Annotated in this window: 12 protein-coding genes and 4 pseudogenes; 4 read left to right on the forward strand and 12 right to left on the reverse strand. The window is 67.5% G+C overall.

Going from position 1 to position 12,345, the window contains the following annotated elements; genetic code table 11:
- Positions 1–114: 114 nt before the first annotated feature.
- The 10 genes and pseudogenes from GM672_RS25425 to GM672_RS29005 form a co-directional block, all read right to left on the reverse strand.
- The gene (locus tag GM672_RS25425) at positions 115–459 is read right to left on the reverse strand and encodes a hypothetical protein (protein ID WP_155473319.1); all 345 of its coding nucleotides are present in this window, start codon (positions 457–459) and stop codon (positions 115–117) included.
- Between the two features lie 3 nt (positions 460–462).
- Positions 463–1,344 carry a DUF4150 domain-containing protein gene (locus tag GM672_RS29370; RefSeq protein ID WP_229417944.1) on the reverse strand — a complete coding sequence of 294 codons (882 nt, stop codon included), beginning with the start codon at positions 1,342–1,344 and terminating at the stop codon, positions 463–465.
- Between the two features lie 18 nt (positions 1,345–1,362).
- Positions 1,363–1,716, reverse strand: a complete 354-nt coding sequence (locus GM672_RS25435) for a hypothetical protein (protein WP_155473320.1) — start codon at positions 1,714–1,716, stop codon at positions 1,363–1,365.
- Positions 1,717–1,740: 24 nt separating this feature from the next.
- Entirely contained in the window at positions 1,741–2,226 is a 486-nt protein-coding gene (locus GM672_RS25440; protein WP_155473321.1) for a hypothetical protein, read from the reverse strand.
- The gene (locus GM672_RS25445) at positions 2,208–2,453 is read right to left on the reverse strand and encodes a hypothetical protein (RefSeq protein WP_155473322.1); all 246 of its coding nucleotides are present in this window, start codon (positions 2,451–2,453) and stop codon (positions 2,208–2,210) included. The genes GM672_RS25440 and GM672_RS25445 overlap by 19 nt, the downstream gene beginning before the upstream one ends.
- Positions 2,450–3,544 (reverse strand): DUF2169 family type VI secretion system accessory protein, encoded by a 1,095-nt coding sequence (locus GM672_RS25450; protein WP_155473323.1) that lies wholly within the window; start codon positions 3,542–3,544, stop codon positions 2,450–2,452. The genes GM672_RS25445 and GM672_RS25450 overlap by 4 nt, the downstream gene beginning before the upstream one ends.
- A 27-nt stretch (positions 3,545–3,571) precedes the next feature.
- A complete protein-coding gene (locus GM672_RS29375; protein ID WP_229417946.1) occupies positions 3,572–3,802 on the reverse strand; it encodes a hypothetical protein in 231 nt (76 codons plus the stop codon).
- 45 nt (positions 3,803–3,847) lie between these two features.
- Positions 3,848–4,099: pseudogene (locus GM672_RS29380) on the reverse strand (hypothetical protein); the annotation flags it as partial.
- Between the two features lie 422 nt (positions 4,100–4,521).
- A pseudogene (locus GM672_RS25460) lies at positions 4,522–6,045 on the reverse strand (type VI secretion system Vgr family protein); the annotation flags it as partial.
- Between the two features lie 15 nt (positions 6,046–6,060).
- Complete coding sequence (locus tag GM672_RS29005) at positions 6,061–6,258, reverse strand: hypothetical protein (RefSeq protein WP_155473325.1); 198 nt, start codon at positions 6,256–6,258, stop codon at positions 6,061–6,063.
- 211 nt (positions 6,259–6,469) lie between these two features.
- Here GM672_RS29005 and GM672_RS25470 point away from each other — a divergent pair, with 211 nt between their 5' ends.
- Both GM672_RS25470 and GM672_RS29385 read left to right on the forward strand, forming a co-directional pair.
- On the forward strand, positions 6,470–7,057 hold the full coding sequence (locus tag GM672_RS25470; protein ID WP_155473326.1) for a hypothetical protein: 588 nt from the start codon (positions 6,470–6,472) through the stop codon (positions 7,055–7,057).
- Between the two features lies 1 nt (position 7,058).
- Positions 7,059–7,577, forward strand: a complete 519-nt coding sequence (locus GM672_RS29385) for a hypothetical protein (protein WP_229417945.1) — start codon at positions 7,059–7,061, stop codon at positions 7,575–7,577.
- A 127-nt stretch (positions 7,578–7,704) separates the two neighbouring features.
- On the opposite strand, the pseudogene GM672_RS30050 reads toward GM672_RS29385, so the two are convergent.
- A pseudogene (locus tag GM672_RS30050) lies at positions 7,705–8,118 on the reverse strand (DDE-type integrase/transposase/recombinase); the annotation flags it as partial.
- Here GM672_RS30050 and GM672_RS25480 point away from each other — a divergent pair.
- Together GM672_RS25480 and GM672_RS25485 are read left to right on the forward strand one after the other, a co-directional pair.
- A pseudogene (locus tag GM672_RS25480) lies at positions 8,023–8,350 on the forward strand (aquaporin); the annotation flags it as partial. The pseudogenes GM672_RS30050 and GM672_RS25480 sit on opposite strands and share 96 nt — an antisense overlap.
- A 141-nt stretch (positions 8,351–8,491) precedes the next feature.
- Complete coding sequence (locus GM672_RS25485; protein ID WP_155473327.1) at positions 8,492–11,422, forward strand: hybrid sensor histidine kinase/response regulator; 2,931 nt, start codon at positions 8,492–8,494, stop codon at positions 11,420–11,422.
- 21 nt (positions 11,423–11,443) lie between these two features.
- On the opposite strand, the gene GM672_RS28525 is transcribed toward GM672_RS25485, so the two are convergent.
- Positions 11,444–12,345: Lhr family helicase (locus GM672_RS28525; RefSeq protein ID WP_443094180.1), on the reverse strand; the 902-nt coding region annotated here is incomplete at its 5' end.

Raw genomic sequence — 12,345 nt, forward strand, 5'->3', positions numbered from 1 at the left:
GCCCTGTTCCAGCACCAGCTTGACTGCTTCGGCTCTGAACTCGGGCGTGTATGTTTTCAATTTCATGTGCTTGCCCCTTCCGACAATTTTATCAATCGGAAGTGTCCGAAAAAGTCAGGGTACCTCACCCGTCTGTCCGCCGCAGCAGCCGCCCTTGTTGGCCGCATCGACCTTGGAGTCGCGCCCCACGCCGTCGGTCTGGAACGGCACCAGATTGCACTTGCGGGCGCGCGTGCAGTCGTTCAGCGTCGCCAGCATGTCCTGGCCGTCGGTGGCCAGGCCCAGGCTCTTGTTCAGTTTGGCTTCGCCGTCGGGCATGGCGCTGAAATCCTTGAACTCGGACGCGATGCGCTGCATGTCCGTGACTTTCGCCTTCAGCACCTTGAGCTTGTCGAGCGATTCCGATGCTACCCGCCGGATTTCGTTGACGTCGCCCACGGCCACGGCAGCGTCGGCCACGGACTAGATCGCCATTGCGGCATTACCCACCGCCGGCAGGGCGCTGCCCGCGCCCTGCTTGACGGCGGCTTTCGCGCCCCACTTCAGGGCCGCTTTCGTGGCGGCATTGCGGGCCATGTCCTGCAGCTCGCTCTTCAAGGCGTTCAGCAAATCGAGCTCGCCGGGAATCTCCTGGTAGATCTTTTCCATCTGCTTGGCGTAAGCCTGTGCCCCTTCCTTCGTCGGCAGGGGTATTTCCAGGCCGTCGCAGTGGTCGTCGGTCCAGTGCCAGCCGGACTTGCCGCCCTCGCGGCGGCCCTTCTTCGGGTCGTTCTTGCGCGTCATCTTGAGCAATTTGCTCAATTTGCTATTGCCCTTGATTTCCTTCCTGCTGTCCGAATGCTCGTCCTCCGCCTGGCAGGCCCGTTCGATGTGCTGTTCTTCCTTCTTGCAATCGTGCGAGAACCAGCCGCGCGAGATGTAGGGGAACAGCGGCGTGTTGCTGGGCATCGAGCCGTGGTTATGGCCGACCATGTCGTTGTGGCGCGGCACCCCGAGGCCTTCGAAGACGACGTCGAACGACCATTGCGTGAAGTAGGCCTTGCCCGTGATGACGCCCGTGGCCACGCCCTTCTTGAACGCCTTCGTGGCCGGCTCGTTACCCGTGCTGGTGGAAAAGCAGGAATGGTCCTCGATGGCGATTTCCTTGCCGCAGATGAAGACCGTGCTGGTGCCGTTGGTGATACTGCTGGCGTAGCAGGTGTTCGGGTAGGGAATGACGATCGGGCCGGCGGCCGGGCCGGGTGGGCTCCAGCACGGGTCCGGGAAGGCCTGCGGCGACACGCCGTCGTTGCCGGCGGCCTTGCAGGCGATTTCCTGGTTGTTGGCGTAGACGTGGGTTTGCATAGCGTGGCGGTCGATAAATCAAGAACGGAGACGGACGACGAGGGCGGCGCGCTGGCCGTCGTCGCCGGCGAAGTGCAGCAGGCCGGCGCGGCCCGGGCTGCCCTCCGGGCGGTCCATCACGCCGGCCAGCCATGCCAGCGTCAGGGCAGGGCCGGCGGCGCCCGTTTCGCCGACGCTGCGGGCGATCATCAGGTGCGGGAAGTCGGGTTTGCGGCGCTCGATGCAGCGCGACAGCGCCAGGCTGGTTTCCTTGGCGTACCAGGCTTCCCCCGTCATGCCGCTGGCGTGGAAATCCAGGTCGGCCACCTGGCATCCGGCGCCCGCTGCCGCCGCGCGGATCGCCTGCGTCAGGCCCTGGGCGCGCATCGGCACGTCCGATTCGATGCGCCAGTCTTCCTACGCCGTCGCCACGGCCTCGATCCAGGTGCCGGCGTGCGCCGCCGGCGCGCGGGACAGCAGCAGCGCCGCCGCGCCTTCGGCCGGGATGAAACCGTCGGCATTGGTGTCGGTGAGCAGGCGTTCCTGCGCCAGGTAGTGCTCGATGGTGCCGGCATTGAGCAGCGAATCGACCGAAACGAGCATGACGTGACCGGGTGCGCCTTCGCCGTCCAGCAGGGCCGAACACCGTTCCAGCGCGCGCGCGATACCGCCCTTGCCCAGCGCGAGGAACTGGCTGTAGGGATGGAAGGCCCGGCCGCGGCCGCGCTCTTCGTCCAGCACCTGGCCCAGTGCGTCGCCCAGCGTGGCGCTGTGCCAGCCGGGCCGCTCCCCTTCGGCCACCGTCAGCACGATGGCGATGTCGCCGGCGGGGACGGCGCCCGCGCCGGCGCCGGCTTCATCGAGCACGGCGCGCAGCATCCAGGTCAGGCGTTCCGGCCCCATGCGTCCAGCTCGTACAATGCGCCGCCCGCCAGCGGCGTGCCGCCCGGCGCAACGAAGCCCGTTTCCCGGAAGTGGTTCAGGCGCGCGTTGATCGCGGCGGTGGGCGCTTGGGCGTTGTGTCCCACCGCGCAGCACATCGCCCGCGCCGCGATGCGCAGCGGCCGGAACGCCGCGGACGGCGCCTCTGCGGCCGCCGTGCCGGCCTTGCGCTGTGCCCAAAACTTCATGCCGCCTCCTCCGCGCCGCAGCCGGCGCAGCCGCCGCCCTGCCGGCCCAGCGAGATATTGGCCCACCATTGGGGATCGACCGGGCCGATCGCCACGGTATCGAATTCCTGCAGCCTGCGCCGGATCGGCGTGCTGGCACGCCATACCACCGAGAAGCGGCCCTGGTCGGGCTCGAAATACAGCGTGTCGGCCACCGCACCGACCGCCTCGGTGCTGTAGTCGGTGCGCAGCACGCGCACGGCCTGGCCCTCGAGCCGGGGCAGGGCGAAGCGCACGTCCGGCCGGCCCGCCATCATATTGCGCAGCACGACCGGCTCGCCGCCGCGCAGGTAAGCGGTGCGCTGGTCCGGCGGAGCACATTGGTTGAAGTGCTCGTCGTAGTCGGCCGGCAGCAATGGGAAGACGTCGCGTTGCCAGGCTTCGTCATAGGTGCCGGCCAGCTCCCGGCGCGGCGACCAGTGGCGCGCGATGGCCGAAAACGCCGTCGGCGTGTACTGCCTGTGCGGCGAGCGTACCGGCTCCTCGATTGCCTCCAGCCCCGGCGCGGCAGTGTCGTGCAGCGCCGAAGCGGCGCGCGAACCGGCCCAGCCGACGCCGGCCGGATTGCCCCCATAGGCATCGGCTTCGCCTTCCTTCGGTGCCGGGAAGGTGCCGCCGAAGGCCAGGCCATAGTGCAGCGGGCGCGTGACGAAGGCCTCGGGCTTGCCGGGCGTGACGAAACCGAGCTTGCTGCGCCACGTGCGCGGACCCAGCACGCGCAAACCCTTGCGCAAGGTGCCGACTTGCCAGGCCACCAGCAGTTCCGTCACCGCTTCGCCGCCCGGTGCATGCGCGCTGGCGTCGAACAGCACGTCGCACTGGGGCTTGAAGCGGGCGAAGTCGGCCCCGTACAGCATCGGCGAGAGCCCGGGTTCGCCCACGTAGACATCGGACTGTACCAGGGCCTGCGGCGGCAGCGGGCGCGGACGCTGGCCCGGTTCGGGTATCGACCACGTGGCCTTCGCTGCGATGACCAGGTGTTCGCGCCCGGCCACGTCGAGGGCGATGGCGACGTCCGCGGCGACATGGCGGGAACCGGTGACGATCTTCATTGCTGGCGCATCCCGTGTAAGTCCCTTTCAGTTGACGTTGACGGAGCCGCCCAGGATGCGCTGGGTCGCGCTCGCTTGACTGGTGATGTAGGTGCCGCGCAGCTCGATGCGGCCATCGGCGCTCAGGATCAGCGCCGCCTCGCCGCAGCGCAGTTCGATTTCATGTGCCGCTTCCAGCACCACGCGCTCGCCATCGAGCAGCACGTCGGCTGCCAACGGCGCCGCCGCCGGTGCCGGTGTCAGCATCACGCCCAGCACGATGGGGCGCAGCGGATCGCCCTCGTCAAAGCCCAGCGCCAGGCTGTGGCCGGCTTGAGACGGGTCAAGCGGTGCGATGCTGCGGGCGCGCACGCGGCACAGGCCCCAGGCGGGAATGCTGACCAGCGCCGTTCCATCGCCGTCGATGGCGTCCAGCACGCCGGTGGCGACGCCGTTGGCGCGGGCCGGGTGTTGCGGGGTGCGTGCGACAACCTCGGACAGCAGGTGCGTGCCGGCGTCGTCGGTGCCAAAGACCGGGGCCGAGTCGGATGCGGCGGGCAGGGTATTGGGACGCATATCAGTTTTCCAGGATCTTCTTGGCCTTCATGTTGATGTTGCCATCGGCATTGAAGGACTGTTCGTCGCTGGTGCCGACGCTGAAGGTATGGCCGTTGAAGATGATGGTGCCGTCGGACTGCATCACCAGGCTGGCCTTTCCGACCGTGATGGAGAGCTCGTCGCCGGCCGTGATCGAGATGGTCTTGCCCACCTTGGTGATCTGGCTCAGCCCGACGATGGTCGACATCATCATGCCCACGTTCAGGCATGTAGCCCATGCCGACGTTTTCCAGCCGGCCCATGCCCACGTTCTGCATATAGGCCATGCCGACGGTCTCGGTCTTGTTCATCGCCACATAGGTCGACCAGTTCTTGCCGATCGTGTCCTTTTCGTTGCGGCCCACCGACTTGCTGCGGTTCCCGCCGATCGTGATCGACTCGTTCTTGCCGACATCCTCGGTGCGGTCGTCGCCGATGCTGATGGTTTCGTTGTGGTCGACCGTTTCGGTGCGGTTGCGCTTGATGTGGCTGGTCTCGTCGCGGTCGATGGTCTTGCGGCGGTCGTTGCCGACCCACTTGTCCTCGTCGTTCTCCACTTCCGTGAGCTGGTCCTTCTCGGCGTGCAGCCACAGCTGCTCCGCGCCCTTCTTGTCCTCGAAGCGGATGGCATTGGCGTTGTCGTAGCTGCCGCCGGGCGTGGAGCGCGTCAGCAGGCCGCTCTGGGTCTTGTTCGCGGGCAGGCTCCACGGCGGCAAAGTGTCGGCGTTGGGCACCATGCCGGTGATGATGGGGCGGTCCGGATTGCCGTCGAGGAACTGCACCAGCACTTCGGTGCCGATGCGCGGAATCGACGTCATGCCGAAGTTGGACCCGGCCCACGGCGTGGCGACGCGGATCCATGCCGAACTCTTCTCGTCGCCCGTGCCGGTGCGGTCCCAATGAAACTGCACCCGCACGCGGCCATATTCGTCCGTGTGGATTTCCTCGCCCGCCGGGCCGACCACGATGGCGCTCTGGATGCCATGGATGCGGGTGTCGACGAAATGGCGGCCACGGGGTGCGCGGTAGGGGATGATCTTGCGAATGCACAGCAGGCGGTTGTCGTACTGCGATTCCGTCGCGACGTTTAGGTGATAGTTGTTCGACGCGCTGTGCGTCACGTGGGTCACGAGGAATTCGCGTGCCTGCGCATCGTCGCCGTTGGCGCTGGCATCGAAGTGGCCCGTCAGGCGGAACCAGCGGCCCGGCGCCACCTGCCGGTTGTTGCCCACGCCTTCGAACTGCTTGCCGGCCACTTCCATCTCTTCCATGCGCAACCGGGCGCGGCGATGGCCCGTCTCGCCATTGCTGAAGCCATAGGTGCCCACGTATTCGTAGGATTCGATGGCCAGCACGTCGCCCTGCCGGTTCAGCGTGTTGATGTCCGTCAGCACGGGGCGGGGCGCCTTGAAGTTGAACGAGCCCAAGGTGACGCGGCCGGGCACCAGCTGGCGCACCGGCGACCATTCGCCCAGCCCGTCCTCCTGGACGGCGCCGGCATGGCGCTGGAACGGCACTTCCGGATCGCCGTCGATGGGCGCCGCGATGGTGGAGTCGTCGGACAGCACCAGCGTATGCCCCGTCGCATCGTGCTCGTACCAATAGAAGATGCCGCTGGCATGCCAGCGCCGTTCCAGGAAATTGCTGTCGCTTTCGGCGAACTGGGTGCAGTCGGTCAGGATGTCGCGGGCACCGGCAACGCGCCATTCCCATCTCGGCAGGCCGTCATAGTCGCCGAATATGCTGGCGGTCTGGTCGTATATATTGGTGTTGTGGAAAATATAGTTGTCGTCCCGTAGCGAAAGATAACGGAACCACGGGCCCAGCGTCGCCACATAATACGACATGCCGCCGTCTACGGTCCGCAGGCAGAAACTGTATACGACCCCGGTAAAATAGCGCAGGCTGCCATCGCCGCGTACCATTTGAATACAAAGCAGTTAACCCTGCATGTCCTTCAATTCGATGCAGGGATTATCGGCCAGCAGTTCGACGGTGAATTCAAATGGACAGGACATGCCTTCGGACGCTTCCAGCCGGTTCACCAGCAATTCACCAGGCGGGCCATCCTCGTTCGGAAATGAAAGCTGCAGCAAGCGCTTGTGCTGGCGATTCATGACCAGGTCCATCAGGTTCATCCGGATCCCCATTCAATCGAAGGCAGTTGGTTCGGGCGCCCGGAAAGAAGTGGTGCGCAGCGAACTGCGCGGATGCCGGCGGGCGCGGCGTCTAAGGCGATAAAATAGCATATTTGCAAATATTCGGCTATCCTCCGCATTGCGGAACACCTGTGCGGCGGCATGGCCCTGGCACGCGCGGGATGGCGGTGCGGGCCGGTCAAGGAGGAATATGAACAAGGTCCGTCACATTATCGGCGGGAGCGATGGCTGGCTCAGAATCAAACTGGAACCGGGCGGGGAGATTGTTTCGGTTCCCGAGTATCTGCAGGTGGCGGTCGATGGATCGTCGGCGGGCCGCGATCACTTCATGGTGCTGGAAGGCGTGCAAAAGGGAAAGCCCGCCTCCGTCACGGCGGGTAACCTGACACCTGGGCCGGTCCCACTGCGCAAGGCCGCGCGGCTGGTATTCGAGAAGAGCAAAGGCGTTCTACTTTGCGGCGAGCGGAAACTGCATGCCATCACCGCGCCGCACAACGAAATTCCGGACGGCAGCCATCCGATCCAGATACCGGACTTTCCCCACCAGGGCGGCAGGGGTTATATGACGGATTCAAAGTATGCGAAAAGCTGGTTCTTCCTCGGCAACGGCGACGCCGTCGGCGGCCTGCTGGGGCGAGACCGCTATCTGCACACCGGCATGATCAGCGCCGGCTGTGTCACGGTCGATCCGCCCGACTGGACGGCGGTGTATGAGTACCTTATCCGATGCAGGAGCAATGATGGCCGGACGGTTGGCACTCTTATTGTGCGCAAGTAGCGTGGCATGGGCGCTGTCGGGGCAGGCCGCGCCGGCCAGGGTGCGCCCGCTTACCCAGCAGCAGCTGGAGCAGCCGGACCAGGTGGCGGCATGGCTGCGGCAACATGCGGCCACGGTGGACCGGCAGCGCGCCGACGAGGCTGCCCTTTTCGGTGCCGCCGAAGCGCGTCGCGGCGATCTGGGCAGCGCCGTCAAGGGCTATGGCCTCAGCGCCGTGCTGTACCCCAGCCCGGCGGCGCTGAACGCCTACGCCGGCACGCTGGTGCGCTATCTCGGCCAGCTGCGCGCGCATCGCAAGGACCGGGCCCGCCATCTCGACCAGGACCTGGCCAGTGTCGAAGCGCTGTACCGCGCCGCGCTGGCCAGCAACACGGTGCTGGCGGCGCTGCCGCCGGCCGAGCGCGTCGCGACGCTGGCCAACGCCGACTGCGTCGCTGCCTACCGCCACGGCCGCGCCGCCGCCGGCACTTGCGCGCCGCTGCGCGCCTACGGGCTGGCAGCGGCCGACCGGCGGCGCTAGCTGTGAAGTTGCAAGAGCTTGTTTCGGTCGGTTGAGAGCCTGGACATTGACGTCTTGCCACCGATTCCTGATGTGGTCGATGCCAGTTGTAGTGATGGCTCCAGTCGCGCAGCATGATGGCTCGCTCGCTTGATGTCTTGTAAATGAAGCCGTAGGCCCATTCGCGTAGCGCCGATTGGATGAAGCGTTCAGCCTTGCCGTTCGTCTGAGGGCGATACGGCTCGGTAAAGCCGTGTTTCAGCTCCAGGCTTGCGCCCGCTCGACTAAGGCTTCTTGCGCGGAAGGCTGACCCGTTATCACTCAGTAGTCGTTTGGGCCTGGCACCGAGCGAGCAGTAGCAGGCGTGAGCGTTGGCGAGAACGCGGCGGGCGCTGTCCTGGGACTCGTCCGGGTACAGCTCCGTGTAAGCGATTCTGGCATGATCGTCAATTGCCACAGTCGCGCCGGGGCCGCGGCGAAAGCGGGCGTGCTGCAGCTGATCGCCAGCGGCAAGGCCGGTTTCGACGTGCAGGCCGGCTTTGCCGCCAACGGCTACGGCCATTCGCCGGGCGCCTGTTCGCTGCTGTCGGCGCTCCGTCAATCCGGCCCGCAGCACCGGACCGGCCCTGTTCGTCGGCGGCTGGGCGCTGGCGCAACTGTGGCTGTTCTGGCTGGCACCACTGCTGGGCGGCGCACTGGCCGGTGTGCTGTACCGGGGTTTGCTGCAGCGTGACCCGAGCGAGCCGGCGGTCAGCGGGCAGCCGCGACCGGGGATCAGCGGCGCACCCACCTGACGCGCGCCGGCCCCGTCGTTCCGTCAGGCAGCGCTGCGAGCTGCCTGGCAAAGTGACCGCGACCGTGTATAGCGGGGCGAACAGCACGATGACAGGGCGCACTGTACCGCCGCCATTGTCACTAGTGTGTAAAAATGGGCAATGCCTACCCGACCGGACTTTTCGGCGTTGTTCGACGCTTCGCCTTACCCTTACCTGCTGATCGACACGCAGTTCGTCATCATCGGCGCCAACCCGGCCTACCTGCACGCGACGGGACGGACCGCCGACGAAATCGTCGGCCGGCATGTTTTCGATGCCTTCCCGTCGAACGAGGCCGATCCGGATTCGACCAACCTGGGCGAGGTGCGGGTGTCGATCGAGCTGGCCATCGCCACGCGCAAGCCCCATACGAGCGCGCTGCTGCGCTACGCCGTGCCGCGCGTCACGCCGGACGGCACCGTGTTCGACGAGCGCTACTGGAGTGCCATTCACACCCCGGTGTTCGACGAGGCGGGGGAGGTGGCCTTCGTGGCCCAGAATGCCATCGACGTCACCGACCTGTACCGCTTCGACGCGCAGAGCAGGAAATATTACTTGCGCCAGGGCGCCGACGCGGTGCCCGATATTCCCCAGCTGAACCCGTCGCGCATGCACGAAGCGATGACGCGCATCCTGAACGCGGAACGCAGCCAGATGCAGATCCTCTTCAACCAGGCGCCGGGCTTCATTGCCGTGCTGCACGGCGCCGACCACCGCTTCGAAATGGTCAACGACGCGTATTACCAGCTGGTGGGCTACCGCGACATCATCGGCAAGCCGGCGCTGGAAGCCTTGCCGGAAATGGCCGGGCAGGGCTTTCGCGAACTGCTCGATCATGCGTTCAGCAGCGGCGAACCGGTGGTGCAGCGCGAAGCGAGGGTGTCGCTGCAGCGCCAGCCCGGCGGCGCCTTGCAGGACCGTTATGTCGACCTGCTGTATCAGCCCATCGTCGGCGATGACGGACGCGTCACCGGCATCTTCGTGCAAGGCCACGATGTCACGGGCGCGCACGAGGCCAACGGCGCCTTGCAGGAAAAAATCCAGCAGCTGGAGGAAGTGCGGGAAAGCCAGGCCTTCCTGCTGGCGCTGGCGGACCGCATGCGCCAGCTGGCCAATGCCGACGACGTGACGGCGGCCGCCTGCGAGCTGCTGGGCCGCAAACTGGACACGTCGCGCGTGCTGTACGCGGAAATCGACGACGACGGCGGTACTGCCTTCATCCGGCGCGACTGGACGGCGGACGGTGTTGCCAGCGTGGCCGGCACGACCAAGATCCTTGACGACTTCGGCCCGGACATGATCGCCGCGTTGCGGGGCGGCACCACCGTCGTCAACCACGATGTCGCGCGGGACCCTCGTACCGCCGCGCATGCGCACTCGTATGCCGCGGTCGGCATCCGCGCCGACCTTCTGGTGCCCTACGTCAAGGCCGGCAAGCTGCAGGTGGTGTTGACGATCCAGAACGCCGCCTCCCGGGTGTGGCAGGACAGGGAGCTGCGGCTGGTGGAGGAAGTGGCCGAACGTACCCGTTCAGCCGTCGAGGCGGTACAGGCCCAGGCGGCGCTGCGCACGGAGCGCGACCAGAGCCAGACCATTTTCGACAGCATGGACGAGGGCTTCGCCGTGCTGGACCGCCACTGGACCATCCTGCGCATGAATGCCGCGGGGCTGCGGCTGACCCAGCGCAGCGCCGCCGACGTAATCGGGCGCAACCACTGGGACGTGTGGCCCGAGCTGCGTGGCACCAGCACGGAGCAGGTCTACCGCCGCGTGATGGCAACGGGCAGGACCGAAATCGTCGAGATCGCCCACACCCTGCCAGACGGTACGAGCGCCTGGAGCGAGATCCGCACCCACCGCGCCTTCGATGGCGGCATCGCCTTCTTCTTCCGCGACGTGACGGCGCGGCGCGCGGCCCAGGAGCAGCTGACCCTGGCGGACCGGCGCAAGGACGAATTCCTCGCCATGCTGGCGCACGAGCTGCGTAACCCGCTGGCGCCCATCGGCGCGGCCGCCGAGCTGCTGCAGGTGGCCCGGCTGGACGAGGAACGGGTGCGCCAGACCAGCCAGATCATCAGCCGCCAGGTGCGGCACATGACGAGCCTGGTGGACGACCTGCTCGACGTGTCGCGCGTCACGCGCGGCCTGGTGCAGCTGCAGATGCAATGCCTGGACATCCGCCACATCGTCAACGATGCCGTCGAGCAGGTCACGCCCCTGATGCGGGCGCGGCACCACCGCCTGCGACTGGAACTGGCGCCCGATGCGCCATGGGTGTCGGGCGACAAGAAGCGGCTGGTGCAGGTGCTGGCCAACCTGCTCAACAACGCCGCCAAGTACACGCCGGAAGGCGGCCACATCTCGCTGCAGACGGCGGTGCGGGACGGCCATGTGCTGATCTACGTCGCCGACGACGGCATCGGCATGGCGCCGGACCTGGTCGAGCGTGCCTTCGACCTGTTCAGCCAGGCCGAGCGGGCGGCCGACCGCTCGCTCGGCGGCCTGGGCCTGGGCCTTGCCCTCGTCAAGAGCCTGGTGGGGCTGCATGGCGGCACCGTCTCCTGCGCCAGCCCCGGCCCGGCCCAGGGCAGCACGTTTACGATCTGCCTGCCGCGCCTGGCCCCGGACCAGGCCCCTGTCGCGGGCGCGGCCGCCCCCATGCCGGCGACAGGGACGGCGCCAGCCGGCTTGCGCATCATGGTGGTCGACGACAATGCGGACGCCGCGTCGATGCTGGCCATGCTGCTGGGCGCCATCGGCCACGATGTCGTCGTCCAGCACGGCGCGCGCGCGGCCCTGGCGCACGAGGCGCGGGCGGTGTCGGACGTGTTCCTGCTCGATATCGGCCTGCCCGACATCGACGGCAACGAGCTGGCGCGGCGCCTGCGGGCCGACCCGGCCACCCGCGACGCCGTGCTGGTGGCCATTACCGGCTACGGGCGCGAGCAGGACCGGGTGCAGACGGCGGCGGCCGGGTTCGACCACCACCTGGTGAAACCGGTCGACATCAAGAAGCTGTACGCCATCCTGGCTGGGATCGCCCCGCGCTGACGCGCTGAAGGGAATCGGGCGTCAGCGCTGGTCCACCAGCCGGGCCCGGAGGATTTCCCGTTCGGCCGGCGTCGGCGTGTGCAGGTAGTGAAACTTCCCCGCCACCAGGGTGGCCACCGCCACGCCGTCGCGGAACAGCACCCGGTTGCCGGCCAGCGCGGGCACCTTGTCGCCGGGCAGCAGGGTGCCGCACAGGTTCAGCGGATCGACGCCGGAGACGGCCACCATCGTGCCGTCGTGCGGGCGGCGTCGCATGTCGCGCAGCAGCGGGATGGCTTCGGGCAGCGCGAACTGCTCGCCTGAAAGGCCCGCCACGAAGCGCCCGCCCCGGATCTCGCCGCGCGCCTCCAGCCGGTGATACACGGGCAGCAGCTCGCGCCAGGCCGGCAGCCACGACGCCTCGCGCGCCAGCAGGTGCCAGAACATCACGCCGTAGCGGCGCAGCAGGGTCATGGCGATATGCTCCAGCGTGGCCGGCTCCGTGCGTGGGCGACGTGCCGGCATCGTGGATGCGGCAACGGACGCGGGGGCGTCGTCGACAGCGCCCCGTTCGCGGATCGTCACGCCATCCGCGCGCCGCACCAGGGCCCAGCGTCCCGCTTCCTCCATCGTCGGGCCGCCGCCGCGCCGGCGCCGCCGGTCCATCGTGTTGCGCTTGTTGGCCGGCACCAGCATGGCGCGCAGGCCGGCATAGCTGTCCGCGTTCACCAGGCCGGTGGCCACCAGCTCGCCCAAGGTGTCTTCCAGTTCCGCGCCCAGCAGGCGGGCATCGTGCGACAGCTCGTCGAAGAACATGGCGCCGTGTTCGCGCAGCGCCGCCAGCACGCGGGCCGCGCGCGACGAAACTTCCACTTCGCCCGCCACGGCCGGCAGCGCGTGCCACAGCGCCAGCTGGCGGCGCGGCAGCAGCACCAGCGGGGTGC

Source organism: Pseudoduganella buxea, assembly GCF_009720835.1.
GTDB lineage: Bacteria > Pseudomonadota > Gammaproteobacteria > Burkholderiales > Burkholderiaceae_D > Rugamonas > Rugamonas buxea.